We start from the raw sequence: 22,043 nt of genomic DNA on the forward strand, positions 1-22,043 counted from the left end.
GCCTACATTTATCGAATAAAGTCATAAACTGAGGGCGGTCTTTAAAGTAAGAAAACCTGATCTCGTCAGGTTTTTTGAAAGACAAATCAAGATAAATCAACTAGCCAAGGTGCTGTTTTCTTGTCATCAGATTCCGGACCAAAACATACATGAATGGAATGAATATTACTACCAAGACCGTTCCAAACATGACTCCACCTAGAACACTGGTACCAATTTCCTGACGGCTGGCAGCTCCTGCACCAGAGGCAAACACTAGCGGTACTACACCAGCACCAAAAGCCAGAGAAGTCATCAAGACCGGCCTCAAGCGCAAGCTGGCGCCTTCCAGAGCTGCTGCTACTGCATCTTTGCCACGTTGCTGGGCCAGTGCAGCGAATTCAACAATAAGAATGGCATTTTTGCATGACAGACCAATTGTTGTCAGCAATGCGATCTGAAAGTAAATATCATTAGGAAAGCCAGCTAGATAACTGAACAGGATATTCCCACCAATACCAAGTGGTATTGCTGCCATAACCGCTGTCGGTATGCTCCAGCTTTCATAAAGGGCAGCGAGGCACAGAAAAATAAAGCCAATCGACACCAGATATAACCAGATTGCCTGATTACTGGACTGCTGTTCCTGAAAAGATAAACCGCTCCAGGCTAAGTCAATGTCAGGAAATTGATCAATCAGGGCCTGGACATCCTGCATCGCTTCACCGGTACTAAAACCAGATCCTGCATCTGCTTCCATTTGTAATGCAGTATAGCCCATGAAACGGTTAACTACTTCTGGCCCGCCAGTCCATTCAAAACTGGCAAATGTAGAAAATGGAACCATTTGACCAAGATCATTACGGACAGACCAGAAATATAAATCTTCAGGTTGTGCCCGATAAGCTGCATCACCTTGCATAATGACCCGCTTAATCCGTCCCCGGTCAATAAAATCATTAATATAACTACCACCCCAAGCAGCCGCCAGAGTACTGTTAATCGCAGGCTGACTTAAGCCTGCTGCCATTGCCTGTTTCTGGTTAATATTGACCTTCAACTCAGCCTTGTCCGGATTAGCTTTTTTGTCCAGATTTTGAAAACTGTCATATCGATTAGTTTTGGTCTGTAATGACTTAAACTGCTGTTCTAGATAAGTCCGGCCTTGGCCGTTAATATCGCGAATCCAGAATTCCAATCCATCTGTCTGTCCGAGACCACGAACAGCTCCCGGCATATTGACCATAATTCTGGCATCAGGATTATTACTGAAATACTTTGTGGCACGTTCACGAATTGCCTGCGCAGAATTTTCCTGCCCCGGACGATCATCCCAGTGCTTGAGCGCAATGAAACCCTGTCCAAGATTTTGACCTGTACCAGAAAAGTTACGGCCATAGCGGATAAGTACCAGTTCAACATTCTCTTGTTCTTCACTCAGGAAATAACGCTGAATCTCTTCTCCTACTTGCTGGCTCTTAGCCATTGGAGCGCCATTTTGCAAGCTAAACTGGATATTAAGCGTGCCCTGATCTTCACTTGGAATAAAACTGCTAGGTAGTGCACGATAAAACAGCGCAAATACAGCAATCAAGGCTATAAATACGACTGAATAAATCATTTTGTGCTGCATGGAACTCTGGATCACTTTGAGATAATACTGTCTGAGTCGCTCCAGTTTTTTATTGAACCCATTGGCCCAGCGAGCATGTTGCTGCTTGGGTTTTAAAATCAATGCACATAAAGCAGGAGTCAAAATCAAGGCGACTAGCAATGACAATGCCATTGCTGCCACCAAGGTAATTGAAAACTGCCGGTAAATTACACCAGTTGAGCCACTAAAAAATGCCATCGGAATAAAGACAGCAGTGAGAACCAGCGTAATACCCACTAGCGCACCGCTAATTTCCTGCATTGACTCTAGTGCAGCCTGTTTTGGGCTGAATTGCCTCTCTTCGATCAATCGCTCGACATTTTCAACCACAACAATCGCATCATCTACCAGCAGGCCAATCGCCAGTACCAGAGCAAATAGGGTCAATGTATTTACACTTAAACCTAATACGTACAGTATGGCAAAGGTTCCTAAAATTACTACAGGTACAGTAATGGTAGGAATTAAGGTTGCACGCCAGCTTTGTAAAAACAGGAACATCACCAAAATTACAAGAATCACTGCTTCAATCAGAGTTTTAACTACCTCTTTAATTGACTCTTGAACAAAAGGTGTATTATCACGTGGATAAACAATTTTATAACCGGCTGGTAGCTTCTCGGTAAGACGGTCTATGGTCTGTTTAATCAAGGCGGAAGTCTGCAAAGCATTTGCGCCTGTAGCCAGTGAAATGCCCAGACCTGCTGATGGATAACCATTAATGGTATTAAATGACTGGTAGTTCTCTGCCCCAAGTTCAATTCGGGCAATATCTTTTAAATATACAAAGCCGGCATTAGCGGAAGATTTAATTATAATATTTTCAAACTCTTCAACCGTTTTTAAACGTGAACCCGAACTGACTTTAGCATTCAGATACTGTTCACTAGCTGTAGGCAAGTCTCCAATACCCCCTGCTGCCACCTGAGTATTTTGTGCTTCTACAGCTGCACGAATATCACTTGGCATTAAATTATATTGTTTTAAACGATCTGGATTCAGCCAGATCCGCATTGCATATTGCGAGCCAAAAACATCGACTTCACCAACTCCTTCAATTCTGGAAATTTCCTGTTCCAGATGGGTCATCATATAATCAGATAATTCGATATTATTACTTTTACCAGTCTGGTCATAAAGGCCTATGACCATATGCGTATCGCCTAGCGATTTCCATACATTAACACCTTGCCGCTGTACATCCTCCGGCAGACGGCTGAGCACGCCATTAATACTATTTTGTACCTGAACTTGGGCCGTATCTGGGTCTGTCCCATTCTCAAAACTAATACTGATCCGGCTACGTCCCGCTGAATCACTGCTGGAGCTAAAATATAAAAGATGATCAATGCCTTTGATTTGCTGTTCAAGCAGCTGCGTTACACTCTCTTCTACGGTTTCTGCAGAAGCGCCATTATATGTAGCCGCTACTGTAATCTGCGGTGGAGCAATATCCGGATAGCGTTCTACAGGCAGGTTTATGACAGAGAAAATACCAAATGCCATTACAATAATGGCCAGTACTCCTGCAAAGATGGGACGTTCAATGAAATATTTTGACAACATAAATGTTCAGGCCACCTGCTCGGCTAGAGTGAACGGAAAAAGGATATGGCGTACCACGGTCTGGCAGATTAAAGTTATAACATTGAACAGGTATGACGAAAATTCATTATTCTTACGCATTTACATAAATTTATATAACCTATTAAATGAGGAGGGAATATGAAGAAAAGTAGTTTAAACACTATTACTATAGAGATAATTGAAGTTATTGGGGCTTATAGAACACTTTCTTATTCTGAGCTGCTGCTCATTAGAATAACTATTTGACAGCTCATTATGAAAATAAAATTAGCGAAATTTTGGATATAACGATCTTGCCAATTTACCAAGTAATAAAAATTAAAAATGGCTTCACATGAAGCCATGTATTAGAAATTATTTTTGCAAGACATTATTAAAATAAACAGGTATCCAGAGATACTGTTCATTGGCAACCTTAGAAATATGTCCAATGCCCGGAAAAGGTAAATGTGGTGCAGCTACCCAGCTACCTTCATCCGCAATTTTACTGAACAGTTTCAGTCGGGTTTTTACAGCTTCATCTGGCTGGATATCATACTCAATAGCAGTACGCGGCGCTTCAAACTGCACACTGTGCGAATGCACTGTATCTCCAATAAAAACCATTTTATCTTTATTCTGCTCCAGCACAAAACTGTGGTGGCCGGGTGTATGGCCACGTGTATCCATCACCTGAAGGCCAGCAATCGATTGCCCTTCTTTAAACGTTATAAATTGTTTATCTTGTTGATAAGGTGCTATCGCGTCCTGAATTTTGTTGCGGGTTGACTGATAATTTTCCAGTTGTTCTTTAGACAAATTTACTGGTGTCTGACCTAACCAGTAATTTACTTCACGTTCATGAGCATAGACTTTGGCGTTTGGAAAAACTTTTTGACCCTCTTTAGTTAAACCGCAGACATGGTCAGGATGTAAATGCGTCAGTAACACTACATTCACGTCCTCAAGCCGATAGCCTGCCTTGACCAGATTACTGCTCACTGAACCGAGATGCGAACCAAAACAGCTAGCAGCACCACTATCTACTAAAACTAGCGCTGTTCCAGTATTAATTAGGAAAGCATTTACCGATGTTTGTACACCCTGTTGCTGATCATTATGATATTTCTTTAAAATCTGCTGAATATGTTTTACCTGAGAATTATTTAGCGTTTTAAATAGACTAGGTGACATATAATTGGTGCCATCCAGCAAAGCGGTAACTGTATATTTACCCCACTGCTGATGATAATACCCTGGCACCTGTTCAGTGGGTGTAGCTGTTGAAGCCATGCCAGTTGAAGAAAGCACTGTAAAACTAACCAAACTGATGAGTGTTTTAAATATTTTCACTGCTTACCTGCTATATTAATTAAGAGCATGAACTGTTTTTAATATATTTTACCCCATTAAGCGAGTCTGTTTTTGGGCACTCGCCAATTTTTATACCCTTCTGATAACCGATAAGCTCGTTGCAAAAAGTTCTATACTGATTTAGTTTATAATATGGAAGAAGATTATATTTTTTATCAACCGATTTTTATCCTATAGGTTCTATAGAAACATTGTTAAAGTAGCAATGAACAACCCTATACATAGTCCTAAAATAATTAAAATCATCTTTTTTTGAAATTCAGCAGCTCGTATATCTTCAATTAGAATATCCTGTTCAAATTGCTTGAACTCTCGATAAAGCTGGTCACCTGATTTGGAGCCCGGTGCACCTTTTAATTTAAAATTATGCATACCACTCTTTCTCGCTTTCGCAAACCTGAAAATCTATTCTCATAGAGAAAATCTAGTAAAAAATCTGCTTTTTCTAAAATAACCAGGATATTTGCTTTGAGACAAACTAATTTTAAAAAATGAAAAATTTAAATCTATATCCAGCTAATTATTTTATAATTCAATTAAATAGTTACACTGGCAACACATTACACTTTTATAAAAAACTTAAATCTAGGTATCTTGGACTATTTCTTTATATTTAGCTTATACCCTTACTATTTATAAGGGTTTTAATTATTTTTAAAATCTTTCTCTAAAATGAGCTTAATTTCGCAATAATTTTTTAAATTATCTCTATGGTATTTTTTTCCAAATTTAATTATTTTTCTAAAATTTTATATATTAAAAATTTTTTAGCAATAGGAATAAACCATAGGACTGAACTCTTAAATTAAATATTTTTCAGGTAAGCCTCTCTGTTTTAACTAAAGATTCATAGAGTAAATATTTCAGAAAATAAAAAAGGTCGCACAAAGCGACCTTTTTTATTCACTCCACTATATCAAGAAAACTTTTGTAGTGAAGCGATAAATATATTCAAGCCATATCCATATATGAAATATCAATGGCTTAAATAAAGCTTGGACAGATTACATCATGCCGCCCATGCCACCCATACCGCCCATATCTGGCACAGCTGGTTTGTCTTCTGGAATGTCAGTAATCATGCATTCAGTGGTCAGCATCAGGCCAGCAACAGAAGCAGCATGTTCAAGCGCAGAACGCGTTACTTTTGCAGGGTCAAGAATACCCATCTCCAGCATGTCGCCATATTCACCTGAAGCTGCGTTATAACCATAGTTACCTTCGCCGCTCTTCACTGCATTGATTACTACTGAAGGCTCATCACCTGCATTAGAAACAATTTGACGAAGTGGTGCTTCAATAGCACGACGCAGAATATTGATACCTACATTCTGGTCATCATTGTTACCAGTTAGGCCATCAAGTGCTTTTGCAGCACGAACCAGCGCTACGCCACCACCAGCAACTACACCTTCTTCAACCGCAGCACGCGTTGCATGCAATGCATCATCTACACGGTCTTTCTTCTCTTTCATTTCAACTTCAGTTGCAGCACCAATTTTGATCACTGCTACACCACCAGCTAATTTAGCAACACGTTCCTGAAGTTTTTCTTTATCGTATTCAGATGTAGATTCTTCGATCTGTGCACGGATTTGCTGTACACGCTCAGCAATTGCATCAGCATTACCTGCACCATCAACAATCACTGTATTTTCTTTAGATACAGTAACTTTATGTGCAGTACCCAGATCTTCAAGGTTAGCCTGCTCAAGAGACATACCCACTTCTTCAGAAATTACGGTTGCGCCAGTCAGGATAGCAATATCTTGCAGCATGGCTTTACGGCGGTCACCAAAGCCAGGAGCTTTCACTGCACACACTTTAATAATACCGCGCATGTTATTTACAACCAGAGTTGCCAGCGCTTCGCCTTCTACGTCTTCTGCGATGATCAGTAACGGCTTACCTGTTTTTGCAACAGCTTCAAGTACAGTAATCAGTTCACGGATATTACTGATTTTTTTGTCAACCAGAAGAATGAACGGATTTTCCAGCTCAGCCGTCAGAGTATCTTGCTTGTTTGCAAAATATGGAGAGATATAACCGCGGTCAAACTGCATACCCTCTACAACATCAAGCGAGTCTTCAAAGCCTGAACCTTCTTCAACGGTAATTACGCCTTCTTTACCGACTTTTTCCATTGCCTGAGCAATCAGCTTACCTACAGTCTCATCAGAGTTTGCTGAAATTGAACCCACTTGTTCAATAGCTTTAAAATCATCTGCTGGCTTCGCTGTAGCGCGGATATTTTCAACTACAGTCTTCACTGCAAGATCAATACCACGTTTCAGGTCCATTGGGTTCATACCCGCAGTTACTGATTTAATGCCTTCATTCAGTATTGCTTGCGCAAGTACAGTTGCGGTTGTTGTACCGTCACCCGCGATATCATTGGTTTTTGAAGATACTTCACGTACGAGCTGTGCGCCCATATTTTCGAATTTATCTTTTAGAGAAATTTCTTTAGCAACGGTTACACCGTCTTTAGTAATATGCGGTGCACCAAAAGAACGGTCAATCACTACATTACGGCCTTTAGGACCTAAAGTTACTTTAACAGCATCTGCCAGAGTGTTTACACCAGCAATCATTTTTGTACGGGCTGAATCACCGAATTTTACGTCTTTAGCTGACATTTTTAACTCCAATTTTTTAAGAAATACTTGATCTGATCACAAATGAGTTAAACGTAAATTAGCCTTCTAACACCGCAAGGATGTCAGACTCTTTCATAATAAGAAGCTCTTCCCCATTTACTTTTACAGTTGTACCGGCATAAGTTCCAAACAGAACCTTGTCGCCAACTTTTACGTCAAGTGCACGTACACCATTATCAGTAATTTGACCATTACCCACTGCAATGATTTCACCTTGAGAAGGTTTTTCTGCCGCAGAACCTGGCAATAAAATACCACCAGCAGTTTTTGTTTCTTCTTCTACACGACGAACTACTACACGGTCATGTAATGGACGAATATTGCTCATAATTAACTCCATCAGACTAAGTCTTTTTTAAGTAATCAGTTATTACTTTATTTATAAGTCTAAGTAATAACCTAAAGTGTTTTGATGACACTTTTGTGGGGATAGAAAAAAACGCTTCAAGGGGGAAAATAAAAAAAATTTGTATTTTTGTATTTTTTTTAACCGCTCGACAGATCTTGGGTAATTATTTAATCACATCTGTCCGTAAAACAAATGATTGACTCTTTTCATTAAACCAGTATTGCAGAATTTCACCAGATATTGAAACAGTGTTAAAACTGTTCGGCAGGTTCTTGTGCAAGCGCCAGGAAGTCGCAGTACCGGCATGAATATTATAAATAGGATGATCAACTTTTAAATTATACAGTCGGGTCAGATCATAGATCGCGGTTTTATGTAAATGGCCATGTAAAATACCAAACAATTTATATTGTCCCCAAACCTCTAGAGCCATACGGCCGAGTACCGGACAGTCTTTTAAACCATGGGGGTCGTCAGGTTCAGTATAAAACGGCTGATGTGACGTAATAATTTTAAGTTTATGTAAGGGGGCCTGTTCTAGTTTCTCACGGGTTTCATGAATTTGCTCTAGTGAGACATGACCACGTGTATGATAACGCCGTCTTACACTATTGACTCCAATAACATAAAAGTGTTCGGTTTCTAGTACATTTTCCAAATTACCGAAAAAATACTGGTAACGGGTAAACGGGCTAAAGACACGATTCCACAAATGATAAAGTGGTATATCATGATTGCCAGGTACAACCAGATAAGGAATCTGGAGACTCTCTAAAAACTGCTTACAATAATAAAACTGGGTAAACCGGGCACGTTGGGTCAGGTCCCCACTTACCACGAGAGCTTCGGGTTGTTGCTCTTTACAGAATACTCGTAAGGCATTTAGGCATTCTGGCCGCTCGGTACCAAAATGCAGATCAGAGAGATGGAGCAGCATAGGGCACCATTATGTTAAGCGCATTTTTTTCAACTGTAATTTTTAAAGGTGTCTGCAACTCGACAATTTCTCCATCAATCGCCACTTTAATATTTTTTTTAGCTGCATGTACCTGAACCTGATCTGCGCAGAAGCTATAGACCTGTGAAGCCTGTTCAAGCTTGCCTTGTATCAGTTGAAATAGCAGTTTAAACAAAGTTCTTTTATCAGTATTTGCTACAGCCACACCGGCAACCCGGCCAGCTGCCGCACAGTCAGCAACACGCAGACGCATTTCCTGTAGCTGAAGTTGATTATTACCAAAAAAGACCAGCGGTGTATTTAAGGGATATCTTTTACCATCCACTTCTAAAGTCAGTTTTAAAGCTTTGCGGTCTCGAATCATGACATCCAGAGCTGAAGCATATGCATTAAATGTGAAGCGGCCAAACCGCTGGTTATATGCCTCCCTTCGCTTAATAAAGAGTGGATATAATCCTAGACTTGCATTGTTCAAATAAATCTGATTATTAAGTTTTGCCACATGAATCGCCTGAGGCCGACCAGAAATAATTACCTTTGTAGCTTCAAGCAAATCTAAAGGAATATTCAGGGCCCGCGCAACATAATTAAATGTCCCTAAAGGTAATAAGCCTAGCGGTATGTCAGTATGCAATAACTTTGCCCCTACTGCATTTAGAGTACCATCCCCCCCAGCTGCGACCACAACCCCTACATCTGGCCCATTTAAATGACGATCCAGCACATCCTGCATCAGCTGGTCAAAATCTGAGTTTGAATGTAATTCCAAGACCTGAATTTCGAAGCCATGTGTACTGAGTTGAGTTAGTATTTCTTCATAAAGCTCATCGCGACGGGCTGCATGAAAACCAGAATTTCTGTTATAAATAATAGTTAGAGGGCGCAATTGCTCATTCATAAACAATAAAAATTAAAGTAGTTGCTCTAATTTCGTCCAATTAATAGACAATTAAAATAGGCATTATGTAAAATTTAAATGAGTATGATTTATTTTACCAATAATAGTAAATTCAAATTTTTTTAACGTAATTATTTTATTTTTAATAAAATTTTTTAAATAAATACTATATATTTTTATTAAAAATAATTTGATGTAAATTTCTTAATCTAATTTAATATATTGATTTTAAGAATATTTATATAAAGATCTACATGTAATTACTTTCAGCCTTTAGTCTTATTTTTTTTATTAATTTATGCTTTAATACTGCCACTTTTTTTATTCATTTTGTTTGTCTTGTTTAGACAGACGAATTTGTACTTGTACTTTGTACATATTTTTAATAGGCCTCACCATGACCCAAGTGAACGCACCAGAATTCGTTCGTCATCCTAAGCTTATTGCATGGGTTGAAGAAATTGCAAAATTAACGAAACCTGCAAAAATTGAATGGTGTGACGGTAGCGACGAAGAATATCAACGTCTAATTGACCTGATGATTGCTAACGGCACCATGAAAGCATTAAACCAAGAAAAACATCCTGGTTCGTATCTTGCAAATTCTGATCCTTCCGACGTTGCTCGTGTTGAAGACCGTACTTACATCTGTTCTGAAAAGCAAGAAGATGCCGGTGCGACCAATAACTGGGAAGCTCCAGCCGAGATGCGTACCAAACTGAATGGTTTGTTTGACGGTGCTATGGCTGGACGTACCATGTATGTCGTACCTTTCTCTATGGGCCCGCTGGGCAGCCACATTGCACATATCGGTATTGAATTGACCGACTCTCCTTATGTTGCAGTGAGCATGACTAAAATGGCTCGTATGGGTAAAGCCGTTTATGATGTGTTAGGTACTGATGGCGAATTTATTCCATGTGTTCATACAGTAGGTGCACCGCTTGCAGAAGGTCAAAAAGATGTCTCTTGGCCATGCAACAAAGAGAAATACATTGTTCATTACCCAGAAACCCGTGAAATCTGGTCTTACGGTTCTGGTTATGGTGGTAACGCATTACTTGGTAAAAAGTGTCTGGCACTTCGTATTGCCTCTGTCATGGGTCGTGACCAAGGCTGGCTAGCTGAACATATGCTTATTCTGGGTGTAACCAACCCTCAGGGCGAAAAACACTATATCGCTGCAGCATTCCCGTCAGCCTGTGGTAAAACGAACTTTGCCATGCTGATTCCACCTGCGGGTTATGAAGGCTGGAAAATTGAAACTGTAGGCGATGATATTGCCTGGATCAAACCAGGTGAAGATGGCCGCCTGTATGCAATTAATCCAGAAGCTGGTTTCTTTGGTGTAGCACCTGGAACCAATACTAAAACTAACCCGAACTGCATGGCAACGCTGCATAAAGACGTCATCTATACTAACGTTGCTGTGACTGAAAATGGCGAAGTATGGTGGGAAGGTCTGTCTAAAGAAATTCCAGCAAATCTTACGACCTGGAAAGGACAGCCTCATGCAGAAGGTGAAAAAGCTGCGCATCCGAATGCCCGCTTTACTGTTTCAGCAGCTCAGTGCCCTTCTATTGATGCAGACTGGGAAAACCCGGCAGGCGTACCTATTTCTGCATTTATCTTTGGTGGACGTCGTGCCGATACAGTACCTTTAGTTTCAGAAGCTTTTGACTGGGTAGATGGCGTATACAAAGCAGCAACCATGGGTTCAGAAACCACTGCTGCAGCTGTAGGTCAACAAGGCATCGTACGCCGTGATCCGTTTGCAATGCTTCCATTTGCTGGTTACAACATGGCCGACTACTTTGGCCACTGGCTAAGCATGGGCGAAAAAGTTGCTGCGCAAGCTGAAGCACATGGCAACCATTTACCGAAAATCTTCAATGTAAACTGGTTCCGTCGTGACGCTGAAGGCAACTTTGTATGGCCTGGTTTTGGCCAGAACATGCGTGTTCTAGAGTGGATCATTGACCGTTGTGAAGGTCGTGCAAGTGCAGTTGAAACTCCAATTGGCTATGTTCCAACTTATGAACAGCTCAACTGGACTGGTCTAGACTTTAGCAAAGAACAGTTTGATACTGTAACTTCTCAAGATAAAGACCAGTGGATTAAAGAACTGGAAAGCCATACTGAGCTATTCAGCAAGTTAGGTGACCGTTTACCACAAGCACTGAAAGACCGTCAGAATCAGCTGCTTGATGCTGTAAAATCAGTTTAAATCAATGAAATAAAAAAGGTCGCAATTGCGGCCTTTTTTATTTTAATTTCATCCAAGCTCTATTGATCAATTACCAGAGAAAAATTGCTATTATCATTTACCCATTAAATTGATGTCTTTAACATTTACTTAAAATTTCTTCAGCTTACTGAAGCATATCGGTCCTTAAGATTGCTTATTTCCGCTAGTTCTATGCCATACTTGAACCTATAAGGATAAAAGGCTTTCTAATTATGAAGAAAATAACTTTATTGGTTACTTTACCATTATGTTTTATTATAACGGCATGCCAGACTACCCCTCGCCAGTACAATGGTATTACGGGCTATCAGATTGAGAACAAGTCTGCCCAATCAGCGACCATTGCCTATACTTTGGCATTACGCGCCAACCAGTCTATAGATGAAAATAAATTGCAGATGGCTTGTCAGCAAGTATTAGGTACTGGTAAAACTTATAAAATTTCAGTATTAAGCGCCAATGAGATTCCAAATCCTGCTGCTACCCAGCAGGACAATTATGGTATACAACTCGGCCAGAGCCGGGCCTCATTCAGTTTATCTGATACCCCAAGTTTAAATAACAGTGAAGATTACGCAACTCGACAGGCGCTTGAAGCCAAGCCTGCAACTCTACGCGTCATTCGCTATACCTGTTCGTAATATTTTATGTTTTATCAGCTCAGACGTTATTTAAACTTATAACGTCTTATAAAAGCTGACATTGCGAAATTCTTTAGCTTCATCCAAGTCTGGCCAGGTGGTGGCACTACGTTCTTCAGTTTTGCAGTAACGAGAGTGGCTAAAGTTTTTTACCCGACTATCTGCCACCCAGACAGTTGAAGTGAATTTCAGAAATTCATCCAGAAAGAAGCGGTTACTCTGATCGTAAAGCACATCAGCCGCCAATAGCACATCAACCTGCTCTGCCTTATACAAGTCATCCAAATACTCAAGCTCGACATCATTAAGCTTTGCATTCTCGCGACAAGCCGCCAGACTGACCTGATCGATATCACAACAGATTACCCGTTTGGCGCCTGCCATTTTAGCGGCAATAGCTACTACTCCAGAACCAGCACCAAAATCCAATACCACTTTATCTTTGACATGCTGTGGTTCGGCAAGCAACCACTGTGCCATAGCAAGTCCTGAAGCCCAGCAGAAAATCCAGTAAGGCGTATCATTCCAGATACGTCGAATAACCTCATCATCGAGGCGGTCAGTAGGAAAAACTGGCGGTATTAACCATAATAAAATAGGGGTTTCAGGTAATTGCTGTGCCTGTAGTTCACACTGTGGTATAACCTCATGTAAAGCTTGAAGAAGATGCTCAGGAGCCTTAGCCAGTTGAAAAGTACAACTCATCAAAAATTTAACCTTTATTAAAGCGATTCAAAGTTATTAAAGCTTAATATGATACGCACTCTGGTCCATACCCCACTGCTTAAAGGCAGAATTTATAATAAAAGAATAATTCTGCGCCCTATAATTTTTTTAATACTTTTTAACGAATTTCGCAGACCAGAGATAGTTTTTTTGCCTTTTTCAAAACAGAAATAAAGTGAACAGCCGATCAATTCAAATAAAGATCAGGATAAACAGGCGATGAAAATAGTTTTAAAAGCTTTATTAACATAAAAGCCATGCAAACTTGATATTTACATAGCTTTTAATAATGCTTTTAAAATTAAGCCAGGGCTTTCTCAGCAGCTTCAACTGTCTGGCGAATTAAAGTCGTGATTGTCATTGGCCCTACGCCACCTGGAACAGGAGTATAAGCAGAAGCCAGCTCTTCAATACCTGCTAGTTGAATATCCCCCACACCACCGCCATCACGCGGATGAAAACCAGCATCAACTACCACAGCACCCGGCTTGATCCATTCCTTTTGTATAAACTCGGCTTTTCCAACAGCCCCTACAAGGATATCAGCCTGCTTAACAAATTCAGAAAGGTTCTGTGTACGTGAATGGCAAATCGTCACTGTAGCATTAGCCTGAAGCAACATCATTGCCATTGGCTTGCCCAAAATAGCAGAGCGGCCTACAACAACGGCATGTTTACCTGCAATTTCAATATTATTTTCTTTTAAGATCGTCATGATTCCAGCAGGTGTTGCAGAGCCATAGGCAGCCTCTCCCATTGCCATACGACCAAAACCCAAGCAAGTCACGCCATCTACATCCTTTTCTAGCGATATGGCATCAAAACAGGCACGTTCATCAATCTGTTCCGGAACAGGATGCTGAAGCAGAATACCATGTACATCAGGGTTTTCATTTAGCTTTTCAATTTCTGCCAGTAACTGCTCGGTAGTTGTTTCTTTTGGCAGTTCCACTTTAAGAGAATCCATACCAACACGACGACAGGCATTCCCTTTCATACGTACATAAGTAGCTGAAGCACCATCATCTCCTACCAGGATAGTTGCCAGAATTGGCGTACGACCTGTTTTTGTCTTTAACGCCTCTACACGTTGTAACAAGTCAGCTTCTATCTGTTTCGCCAGTGTACGACCGTCTAAAACCAATGCCACAGCACATCTCCCAAGTGGATATGAATCAATTTTGCACATAATACATGATTATTTAACCGTTTTTATTTTAGTTGCTGTTTTTATGTGCATATTCACCATACATCCTATTGTTTTTTTTTCAAAGATTGCTAATATGTGCATCACCAAGAGATGGCGGGGTGGCAGAGTGGTCATGCAGCGGACTGCAACTCCGTGTACGCCGGTTCGATTCCGACCTCCGCCTCCAATCTTGTATAACGCCCGGGTGGTGAAATAGGTAGACACAGGGGATTTAAAATCCCCCGCCCACAAAGCGTGCCGGTTCGAGTCCGGCCCCGGGCACCATTTTAAAGCTAAAATAAAATGGTGTAATAAAGAATCCAGCTTCAAGCTGGTTTTTTTATGCCTGTAATTTCTTGAATATAAAAATATAAATTTTACAATGATCAAGTTTATTCAAATTACGATTTTCTCCTCTTCTACATCAACAGTTTAGTAGCTTAAGCATCCAGACATTTCTAAATACAAGTTTTGCAATTATTTAAAAAATAGCTCATCAAATAGATAATCATCGCATATCACAGTGCTGTACTCTCAGTCACAGCTACTGTGCTTTAAAATTTAATAATTAAGGAAATAAATAACCATGAGAAAACAAGAGTGATAATTCCGGCAAAAGTTAAGGATGTATGCCGTTAAGTGGATCAAATATTATATTTAACGATGACAGGATTGCAGGAAAACATTCAGGACAATACTGCCAACTATAGAATATCCTGAACAAACCATAAGACTTTGCAATAAAGTTATCTTACCACTCCCTATTGGCAACCAGTTCTTCCATATCAATATCCAGATAACCAGCTTCCTGTACAACCATCATCATAGCCTCAGCAATATAATCAGCTGCTGCATCATCTAGAGATGAATCCATCTGCTCAAACTTGGGTTTCATTTTATTGATTTGAACTATGATCTCCTGAGCAGAAGAATATATATCTGTGTGACTCAAAGAACTTGCTGTAATTTTTTCAGAAAACTGTAGCAGCAACTGTTTAATACGTGATACCAGCTCATCAGGATAGTATTCATCCTCAAACATAGGAGTTAATAATTCATCATTCATTACTTATTCTCAAAAATAAAAATCCGAGCCTAAAGAACCCGGATTCAGTCAAATATAGAAACCATCAGGCAGATAGTGTAGCACACCAGATTTTAATCGCATCACTGGTAGCCTTCACGTCGTGTACCCTTACGATAGATGCTCCCTGCTGTATACTCAAAAGATGCGCTGTGACACTGCCAATTATACGATCTTTTACCTCTGCGCCTTCCAGGGCCTCACCAATGAAGCGCTTACGTGACAGTGCAGATAGAACCGGATAACCTAATTCATTAAGCCGCCAGAAATCCTGCAACAGTTTCAGGTTATGGCTAGCATTCTTGGCAAAGCCAAAGCCTGGATCAATAATGATATTATCTGCCCGCATTCCTGCTGCGATAGCCACCTCAACTCGTACAGTCAACTCACGAAGCACTTCTTCAACTACATCTTCGTAATTGGCCAACTGGTTCATTGTAGTAGGCTCACCACGCATATGCATGATGACTACAGGTATATCCAGCTCTGCCGCCACTGCAAGTGCATCTGGGCGACTCAATGCCCGCACATCATTCCAGATATGGGCTCCCTTCTTCACTGCTTGGCGGATTACTTCAGGCTCACTGGTATCAACAGATATAATTACATCATGTTGTGCCAAAGCTTCTACTACAGGAAGTACACGTTGAAGCTCTTCTTTAACCGATACTGGAGTAGCGCCTGGCCGGGTAGATTCCCCTCCAATATCAATAATAGTTGCCCCGTCTTTTATCATCTGTAAAGCATACTGGAGAGCTTGCTCTTTATGGTTATATTTTCCGCCATCACTAAAGGAGTCAGGAGTAACATTTAAAATCCCCATAATATGCGGGCGAGCTAAATCCAGACTTACATCTTTGCATTGTAAAGTCTGTTTAGGTAATGGCATTAGCCGCATTGGTCTCTCCTGATCTTATGATTGATACATTTTAACAAGTTAAATTCAGGCTGAGTGTTAAGTTATTTTCATGCTTCTGTTTTTACATAATAAAAAAGAGCCACTTGAAGTGGCTCTTTTCTAAATAACTGTATTTAGTTCATTGCTGGCAATGGAGGCGGTGTAGACGGACCATTTTTAGGTGGCTCCAGATCTGCAACCGGATTATCTGCAACATAAACTTTAGGTGGCTGAGGATCACGACCTTCCATAATGTCACGGATCTGCTCACGATCAATAGTTTCCCATTCCATCAGAGCTTTAACCATTTTATGTGCAATATCCTGATTACCTTCAAGAATATCCCAAGCAACTTTATATTGCTCATCCAGAATACGGCGCACTTCCTGATCGACTTGTTGCTGGGTAGCTTCAGAAATAGTGCGACTATTCATACTGCCCATAAATGACTGCTGTGAATCATCTTCATAGACCATTACACCCAGTTTGTCAGACATACCGTATTTGGTGACCATCGCGCGTGCCATTTTTGTTGCACGTTCAAAGTCGTTAGATGCACCCGTTGACTGCTGATGAATAAAGATCTCTTCTGCAATCCGGCCACCGAACAAAATAGATATCTCGTTCAGCATTTTGTCCTTGTAATGGCTGGTCTGATCAAACTCTGGTAACTGCCAGGTTACGCCTAAAGCCCAACCACGCGGCATAATTGTTACCTTATGGACCGGATCAGTACCGGGCAGCATCTCAGCAACGATTGCATGTCCTGCCTCATGGTAAGCAGTAGCACGACGCTCTTCTTCACGAAGAACCATCGATTTACGCTCTGGCCCCATATACAGTTTATCTTTTGCATCCTCGAAGTCATGCATGTCGACTGTGTTCTTGTTGCGACGTGCCGCAAAAAGAGCTGCCTCATTGACCAGGTTTGCCAGTTGGGCACCCGAAAAGCCAGGTGTACCACGCGCCAACACTTTAACATCTACACCGGTAGTTGAAGGCAGTTTTCTTAAATGAACATTCAGAATCTGTTCACGACCCTTAATGTCTGGTAGACCCACCATTACTTGGCGGTCAAAACGACCTGGACGAAGCAAGGCTTTATCGAGTACATCAGCACGGTTAGTAGCTGCAATTACGATAATACCTTCATTTCCTTCAAAACCATCCATTTCAACCAGCATTTGGTTAAGAGTCTGCTCACGTTCATCATGTCCGCCACCTGTACCTGAACCACGATGACGACCCACTGCATCAATCTCGTCAATGAAAATGATACAAGGTGCATGACGTTTAGCCTGTTCAAACATGTCACGTACACGCGAGGCACCCACACCAACAAACATTTCAACAAAGTCAGAACCGGAGATGCTAAAAAACGGTACTTTTGCTTCGCCGGCAATAGCTTTGGCGAGCAAAGTTTTACCTGTACCCGGCGGGCCTACCATTAAAACACCTTTAGGAATGGTCGCGCCTAGACGCTTAAATTTTGCCGGATCTTTCAAGAAATCGACAATTTCAACCACTTCCTGTTTGGCCTCATCACAGCCCGCCACATCGGCAAAGGTTACTTTAATCTGGTCTTCAGATAACATTTTTGCTTTGGATTTACCAAAGCTCATTGGCCCGTTCTTGCCACCTGCACCGCCACCCATATTTCGCATAAAGAACATGAATAACAAGATGATTAGAAGTACAGGAAAGCTTGCAATGAGTAATTGCATCAATAAACCTTGACGTTGCGGTGCTGTACCCTCAACGACAACATTATTTTTGATAAGGCTCGGCATAAGCTCAGGGTCTTGAACCGCAGGACGAATGCTTTCAAACTCTGAACCGTTGACTTTTTCGCCATTAATACGCTCGCCATCAATTGTGACTTGCTTAATTTGACCGGCATTAACCGCTGCCACGAATTCGGAATAATTCATCGCAGTCGGCTTGTTGCGGTCACTGATGTTACTGAAAATCAAGATCAGAACACCCAGTATTATTAGCCACAATACGGCATTCTTGAAGAGATCGCTCAAAGCTTTATTCCCATATCAATCTAATTTGATCATGCCCAAAATTTCTGGGGTGACCCTAACAAAAAACTGTAAAACAGCATGCAATGTCTAAAAAAGTACAAAATGCACAATTTTTGACGGGTTGGCAAGTAAAGTTTATTGCAACGCTTTTTTACGGCCTTGTCCAATTAAAAACACTTCTTTCGAACGGGCTCGTGACGCGGCGGGTTTAACAGTTTTTAACACATCAAAACTATCAACCACCTGCTTGCGAAACTCATCAAAGCCAGCCCCTTGGAATACTTTTACCACAAACTGTCCGTTGGGTCCGAGTACCTTTTGTGCAAAATCTAAAGCAAGTTCACACAAATATATCTGGCGGGGCTGATCAACCGCCCTATTACCAGATGTATTGGGGGCCATATCCGAAATTACAACGTCTACCTGACGTCCATTTAAAATATTTAACAATTTTTCGAATACTTCTTCTTCACGGAAGTCACCCTGCAAGAAAGTGACATCTGCCAAAGCATCCATCGGAAGAATATCGGACGCAATTACCAGTCCTTTATCCCCTACCAGTTTACCCGCTATCTGCGACCAGCTCCCTGGAGCCGCTCCCAGATCAACTACAGTCATACCCGGTTTGATGAGCTTATATTTTTCCTGGATCTCAAGAAGTTTATAGGCAGCGCGTGCACGATAGCCTTCCTTTTGCGCCTTTTTTACAAAAGGGTCGTCCAGATGCTCTCTCATCCACGCACGACTACTTTTAGATAACTTCTGGTTGGTAATGCGTGTTGCCATAACTACTAAATATTGAAATAACTTCTATTTTTTTATTGTACGTGAAAAATGTGCAGCTTGCAGTATACATCTGTATCTAAAGCGCCCTCCCCAACGGATATTTTTAATAAGCTTCATCGATAATTTAAGAGTTTTAGAGTGTTTGAATTCGGTTTTTGCTATACTGGGGCGTTTTTAAATTTAGGTTATATTTCATGGCGGCTCTCTCTATTCAAGAACGCAAGCGTTTACGTCAAATTGGACATGCTCTTAATCCAGTAGTAATGATCGGGGGGCAAGGCCTGACCGAAGGCGTGATTGAAGAAACCAACCGCGCATTAAACGATCATGAACTAATTAAAGTGAAGATTGCTGGCGAAGATCGTGAAGCACGTGGACAGGTTATTGATGCGTTAATAGAAGCTACTGGTGCTCAAGCAGTACAGAAAATTGGTAAAATTGTTCTGCTTTATAAAAAGGCAGCCAAACAGAATCAGCATTTGTCGAATCTGGTTCGTCACGCGCATCTTTCAAGCTGATCATTTTCTCTTATGGCTAGTTACGAACTTAATCCTTTTAAAAGGTTTTCTGCTATTTCCTTGGTAGGTGCAGTTGAACAGCAAGATCAGGCTTCTTTAAATATCGGTTTCTGGATTAGTGACCCAAACCAGCTAATCCTTTGGCCAGATAAAGTCGCATCAAATCCACGCCGTGACTATCTATGGGAAAATACCTGTTATGAAATTTTCATTGGTGTAAAAGATCAAGATTTTTATCGGGAAATTAACCTTTCCCCTTCTGAAGCTTGGCAAGCCTACCAGTTCGAAGAGTATCGCTATCCGGAAGATATTCCTCCAAAACCAGCTTATGATATTGAGTTAAATCAGCTCAAGCGGACACATTATGGTTTAAATGTGAGTCTGGATCTGGGACGGTTTATGGCAGACCATGAATTGAAGTGGTCAGATTTATATCTTGGCTTGTCGGCAGTACTTAAGACTTCACAAGAAGTACATTATTTCGCTATGCAGCATAGTAGCCCGCAACCAGATTTTCATAATAAGCGTGACTGGCTACATCAGTTTTGAAACTTCCAGTAATAATTTAAAAAAGTGAGTTTATACTCACTTTTTTATTATTTATTCAACTTAATTATGACGCTGAACCTTATTCCACACTTCAACAGCATTTGCTTTAGAGCGTTTAAATGTCTCGGTAAGGTTTTCTTTATGTTTTAATGAAATCTGGCTGATGTCTGCTTTCAAATCTTGGCTTAATTTGGCAAGCTCATCCACCAGATGAGTAAATTCACTTTTAACCAGATTTTTTAATTCAGAAATTTCTTGGCCCGAAAAGGTTAGTTGACTTTTTAATGACTCTAAACGCGCCCATAACGCCTGGTTGGATTCACGCGCAGGCTCCTGCTGTGTTAACGCTTCTGATGCTGTGTTGACAACTGGTGTAGTCTCAATTACTTCATTCTTTTGTTCTTTAGCCAATGGCTGAGCTGCTTTTTTAGCTTTCTGAGAAGAATTAGTCATAATAATATTCCCTGCTTTGATGAAAATTATAAAATCATCTTAATTTATTGAATAAAAAATGATCTATTTATTGTCTGACAATTATTAAAAATCTTGCTTGCTCTCTCATTCTTTTCTCATGGAAGGCTTGCGCTTGTGTTTATTTGAAGTTACAAGCTCCCTATCTGATATAAACATTATAATTAGCGTGGACTTTTAGACTCTTCATGCGTACAATACGCTGTTAAGTTACAAGCGAGCAGACCAAAAGGAGGGCGTGTTTTTTTTAGACAGCCACCCTTTTTTTATGTCTACTCGCTTTTTTACAGCCTAAAATTCAGGAGCTTTGGTTTGAGCATCCCCGCCATTTTAGCCCTTGCAGACGGAACTATCTTTAAAGGTAAGTCTATCGGTGCATCGGGTTGTACGACTGGTGAAGTCGTTTTTAACACCGCCATGACTGGCTATCAAGAAATTTTGACTGACCCAAGTTATGCACAACAGCTTGTGACATTAACTTATCCTCATATTGGCAATACTGGCTGTAATACTGAAGATGCCGAGTCCGGCCGTATTCAGAAAGTCTGGGCCAATGGCCTGATTATTCGCGACCTGCCTTTATTGCATAGCAACTTCCGTGCAGATATGTCTCTTGGTGAATATCTTGAGCAGAATAATGTTGTTGCGATTGCAGATATTGATACCCGCAAACTGACCCGTATCTTGCGGGATAAGGGCGCGCAGAATGGCTGTATTCTTGCAGGTGAAAATATTACTGCTGAAGAAGCATTAGAAAAAGCGCGGGCTTTTGGCGGTCTTGAAGGTCTAGACCTGGCAAAAGAGTGCTGTGATCCAGAAGGTTTTGAATGGACCGAAGGCTCATGGGCATTAGGTCAAGGCTTTACCCAGCCTGAATTAAAATATCATGTAGTAGCATATGACTATGGTGTCAAAACCAACATCTTGCGTATGCTTGCAGATCGCGGCTGTAAATTGACCGTTGTACCTGCCCAGACCCCTGTTGAAAAAGTACTGGCACTTAATCCTGATGGCGTTTTCCTGTCCAATGGACCAGGTGACCCGGCTGCATGCGGTTATGCAATTGAAGCTGTAAAAACTATTGTCGAAACAACTACACTACCGGTCTTCGGTATCTGTTTAGGGCATCAAATTCTGGCTCTTGCAAGTGGAGCAGCTACCCTCAAGATGGGTCATGGTCACCATGGCGCCAACCATCCTGTACAGAATATTGAAGATGGTACAGTGATGATCACTTCGCAGAACCACGGTTTTGCGGTAGATGAAAGTACCTTACCTGAAGTGTTACGTGTAACTCACCGTTCGCTGTTTGATGGTACAAACCAAGGTATTCATCGTACTGATAAACCGGCTTTCAGTTTCCAAGGACATCCTGAAGCGAGTCCTGGTCCGCATGATTGCGCACCGCTGTTTGATCATTTCATTGAACTTATCGAAGCATCTAAGAAGTAATTAAGGAGCGAAA

The 22,043-nt window shown here is 41.0% G+C and carries 19 protein-coding genes and 2 tRNA genes; 7 read left to right on the forward strand and 14 right to left on the reverse strand.

Annotated elements, in window-relative coordinates; translation table 11 throughout:
* Nucleotides 1–100: 100 nt before the first annotated feature.
* The 7 genes from B3X18_RS00865 to B3X18_RS00895 form a co-directional block, all read right to left on the reverse strand.
* A complete protein-coding gene (locus B3X18_RS00865) occupies nt 101–3,199 on the reverse strand; it encodes a multidrug efflux RND transporter permease subunit (RefSeq protein ID WP_005406092.1) in 3,099 nt (1,032 codons plus the stop codon).
* Between the two features lie 375 nt (nt 3,200–3,574).
* Nucleotides 3,575–4,552, reverse strand: a complete 978-nt coding sequence (locus B3X18_RS00870; protein WP_005406164.1) for an MBL fold metallo-hydrolase — start codon at nt 4,550–4,552, stop codon at nt 3,575–3,577.
* A gap of 201 nt (nt 4,553–4,753) precedes the next feature.
* Nucleotides 4,754–4,945, reverse strand: a complete 192-nt coding sequence (locus B3X18_RS00875) for a hypothetical protein (protein ID WP_005406082.1) — start codon at nt 4,943–4,945, stop codon at nt 4,754–4,756.
* A gap of 632 nt (nt 4,946–5,577) precedes the next feature.
* Entirely contained in the window at nt 5,578–7,212 is a 1,635-nt protein-coding gene (gene groL, locus B3X18_RS00880; protein WP_005015664.1) for a chaperonin GroEL, read from the reverse strand.
* 58 nt (nt 7,213–7,270) lie between these two features.
* Nucleotides 7,271–7,561: a co-chaperone GroES gene (locus tag B3X18_RS00885; protein WP_005015665.1), complete on the reverse strand. Its 291-nt coding sequence runs from the start codon at nt 7,559–7,561 to the stop codon at nt 7,271–7,273.
* Between the two features lie 184 nt (nt 7,562–7,745).
* Complete coding sequence (locus B3X18_RS00890; protein ID WP_005406207.1) at nt 7,746–8,519, reverse strand: metallophosphoesterase family protein; 774 nt, start codon at nt 8,517–8,519, stop codon at nt 7,746–7,748.
* Entirely contained in the window at nt 8,500–9,438 is a 939-nt protein-coding gene (locus tag B3X18_RS00895) for a diacylglycerol/lipid kinase family protein (protein ID WP_005025058.1), read from the reverse strand. Before B3X18_RS00895 ends, B3X18_RS00890 begins: the two co-directional genes overlap by 20 nt.
* Nucleotides 9,439–9,835: 397 nt before the next feature.
* Here B3X18_RS00895 and B3X18_RS00900 point away from each other — a divergent pair, with 397 nt between their 5' ends.
* Both B3X18_RS00900 and B3X18_RS00905 read left to right on the forward strand, forming a co-directional pair.
* Nucleotides 9,836–11,665 (forward strand): phosphoenolpyruvate carboxykinase (GTP), encoded by a 1,830-nt coding sequence (locus B3X18_RS00900; protein ID WP_005015671.1) that lies wholly within the window; start codon nt 9,836–9,838, stop codon nt 11,663–11,665.
* 233 nt (nt 11,666–11,898) lie between these two features.
* The gene (locus B3X18_RS00905; protein WP_005406087.1) at nt 11,899–12,327 is read left to right on the forward strand and encodes a hypothetical protein; all 429 of its coding nucleotides are present in this window, start codon (nt 11,899–11,901) and stop codon (nt 12,325–12,327) included.
* A 36-nt stretch (nt 12,328–12,363) separates the two neighbouring features.
* Here B3X18_RS00905 and B3X18_RS00910 read toward each other — a convergent pair whose 3' ends face one another.
* Nucleotides 12,364–13,032 carry a class I SAM-dependent methyltransferase gene (locus B3X18_RS00910; protein ID WP_005406100.1) on the reverse strand — a complete coding sequence of 223 codons (669 nt, stop codon included), beginning with the start codon at nt 13,030–13,032 and terminating at the stop codon, nt 12,364–12,366.
* Between the two features lie 322 nt (nt 13,033–13,354).
* Nucleotides 13,355–14,203, reverse strand: coding sequence for a bifunctional methylenetetrahydrofolate dehydrogenase/methenyltetrahydrofolate cyclohydrolase FolD (gene folD / locus B3X18_RS00915; RefSeq protein WP_005406102.1), 849 nt, complete (start codon nt 14,201–14,203; stop codon nt 13,355–13,357).
* A 152-nt stretch (nt 14,204–14,355) separates the two neighbouring features.
* Between folD and B3X18_RS00920 the strand changes: the two genes are divergently transcribed.
* Both B3X18_RS00920 and B3X18_RS00925 read left to right on the forward strand, forming a co-directional pair.
* Nucleotides 14,356–14,429 (forward strand) — tRNA-Cys (locus B3X18_RS00920).
* Between the two features lie 12 nt (nt 14,430–14,441).
* A tRNA-Leu gene (locus B3X18_RS00925) sits at nt 14,442–14,527 on the forward strand.
* 466 nt (nt 14,528–14,993) lie between these two features.
* Here B3X18_RS00925 and B3X18_RS00930 read toward each other — a convergent pair.
* From B3X18_RS00930 to rlmE, 4 genes are all read right to left on the reverse strand, one after another.
* Nucleotides 14,994–15,308 (reverse strand): DUF5713 family protein, encoded by a 315-nt coding sequence (locus tag B3X18_RS00930; RefSeq protein WP_034428752.1) that lies wholly within the window; start codon nt 15,306–15,308, stop codon nt 14,994–14,996.
* Between the two features lie 64 nt (nt 15,309–15,372).
* Nucleotides 15,373–16,224, reverse strand: coding sequence for a dihydropteroate synthase (gene folP / locus B3X18_RS00935; protein ID WP_005406069.1), 852 nt, complete (start codon nt 16,222–16,224; stop codon nt 15,373–15,375).
* Between the two features lie 134 nt (nt 16,225–16,358).
* Complete coding sequence (gene ftsH / locus B3X18_RS00940; RefSeq protein WP_005015684.1) at nt 16,359–18,254, reverse strand: ATP-dependent zinc metalloprotease FtsH; 1,896 nt, start codon at nt 18,252–18,254, stop codon at nt 16,359–16,361.
* Nucleotides 18,255–18,389: 135 nt separating this feature from the next.
* Nucleotides 18,390–19,040, reverse strand: a complete 651-nt coding sequence (gene rlmE / locus B3X18_RS00945; protein ID WP_005015686.1) for a 23S rRNA (uridine(2552)-2'-O)-methyltransferase RlmE — start codon at nt 19,038–19,040, stop codon at nt 18,390–18,392.
* Nucleotides 19,041–19,234: 194 nt separating this feature from the next.
* Between rlmE and yhbY the strand changes: the two genes are divergently transcribed.
* A complete protein-coding gene (gene yhbY, locus B3X18_RS00950) occupies nt 19,235–19,558 on the forward strand; it encodes a ribosome assembly RNA-binding protein YhbY (RefSeq protein ID WP_005015688.1) in 324 nt (107 codons plus the stop codon).
* Between the two features lie 12 nt (nt 19,559–19,570).
* On the forward strand, nt 19,571–20,107 hold the full coding sequence (locus B3X18_RS00955; protein ID WP_005025044.1) for a DOMON-like domain-containing protein: 537 nt from the start codon (nt 19,571–19,573) through the stop codon (nt 20,105–20,107).
* A 60-nt stretch (nt 20,108–20,167) separates the two neighbouring features.
* Here the strand turns inward: B3X18_RS00955 and B3X18_RS00960 are convergent, their stop codons facing one another.
* Nucleotides 20,168–20,560 carry a hypothetical protein gene (locus B3X18_RS00960; RefSeq protein WP_005015692.1) on the reverse strand — a complete coding sequence of 131 codons (393 nt, stop codon included), beginning with the start codon at nt 20,558–20,560 and terminating at the stop codon, nt 20,168–20,170.
* Between the two features lie 330 nt (nt 20,561–20,890).
* Here B3X18_RS00960 and carA point away from each other — a divergent pair, with 330 nt between their 5' ends.
* Complete coding sequence (gene carA, locus B3X18_RS00965; RefSeq protein ID WP_005015695.1) at nt 20,891–22,030, forward strand: glutamine-hydrolyzing carbamoyl-phosphate synthase small subunit; 1,140 nt, start codon at nt 20,891–20,893, stop codon at nt 22,028–22,030.
* Nucleotides 22,031–22,043 lie beyond the last annotated feature (13 nt).

This window comes from Acinetobacter sp. UBA6571 (genome assembly GCF_002434085.1).
Classification (GTDB): Bacteria; Pseudomonadota; Gammaproteobacteria; order Pseudomonadales; family Moraxellaceae; genus Acinetobacter; species Acinetobacter radioresistens.

What these genes read in the sequence shown, in the direction of transcription:
- B3X18_RS00865 (WP_005406092.1), bottom strand. Translation starts at nt 3,199, where the DNA reads ATGTTGTCAAAATATTTCATTGAACGTCCCATCTTTGCAGGAGTACTG.
- B3X18_RS00875 (WP_005406082.1), bottom strand. Translation starts at nt 4,945, where the DNA reads ATGCATAATTTTAAATTAAAAGGTGCACCGGGCTCCAAATCAGGTGAC.
- groL (WP_005015664.1), bottom strand. Translation starts at nt 7,212, where the DNA reads ATGTCAGCTAAAGACGTAAAATTCGGTGATTCAGCCCGTACAAAAATG.
- B3X18_RS00885 (WP_005015665.1), bottom strand. Translation starts at nt 7,561, where the DNA reads ATGAGCAATATTCGTCCATTACATGACCGTGTAGTAGTTCGTCGTGTA.
- B3X18_RS00890 (WP_005406207.1), bottom strand. Translation starts at nt 8,519, where the DNA reads ATGCTGCTCCATCTCTCTGATCTGCATTTTGGTACCGAGCGGCCAGAA.
- B3X18_RS00895 (WP_005025058.1), bottom strand. Translation starts at nt 9,438, where the DNA reads ATGAATGAGCAATTGCGCCCTCTAACTATTATTTATAACAGAAATTCT.
- B3X18_RS00900 (WP_005015671.1), top strand. Translation starts at nt 9,836, where the DNA reads ATGACCCAAGTGAACGCACCAGAATTCGTTCGTCATCCTAAGCTTATT.
- B3X18_RS00905 (WP_005406087.1), top strand. Translation starts at nt 11,899, where the DNA reads ATGAAGAAAATAACTTTATTGGTTACTTTACCATTATGTTTTATTATA.
- B3X18_RS00910 (WP_005406100.1), bottom strand. Translation starts at nt 13,032, where the DNA reads ATGAGTTGTACTTTTCAACTGGCTAAGGCTCCTGAGCATCTTCTTCAA.
- B3X18_RS00930 (WP_034428752.1), bottom strand. Translation starts at nt 15,308, where the DNA reads ATGAATGATGAATTATTAACTCCTATGTTTGAGGATGAATACTATCCT.
- folP (WP_005406069.1), bottom strand. Translation starts at nt 16,224, where the DNA reads ATGCGGCTAATGCCATTACCTAAACAGACTTTACAATGCAAAGATGTA.
- rlmE (WP_005015686.1), bottom strand. Translation starts at nt 19,040, where the DNA reads ATGGCAACACGCATTACCAACCAGAAGTTATCTAAAAGTAGTCGTGCG.
- yhbY (WP_005015688.1), top strand. Translation starts at nt 19,235, where the DNA reads ATGGCGGCTCTCTCTATTCAAGAACGCAAGCGTTTACGTCAAATTGGA.
- B3X18_RS00955 (WP_005025044.1), top strand. Translation starts at nt 19,571, where the DNA reads ATGGCTAGTTACGAACTTAATCCTTTTAAAAGGTTTTCTGCTATTTCC.
- B3X18_RS00960 (WP_005015692.1), bottom strand. Translation starts at nt 20,560, where the DNA reads ATGACTAATTCTTCTCAGAAAGCTAAAAAAGCAGCTCAGCCATTGGCT.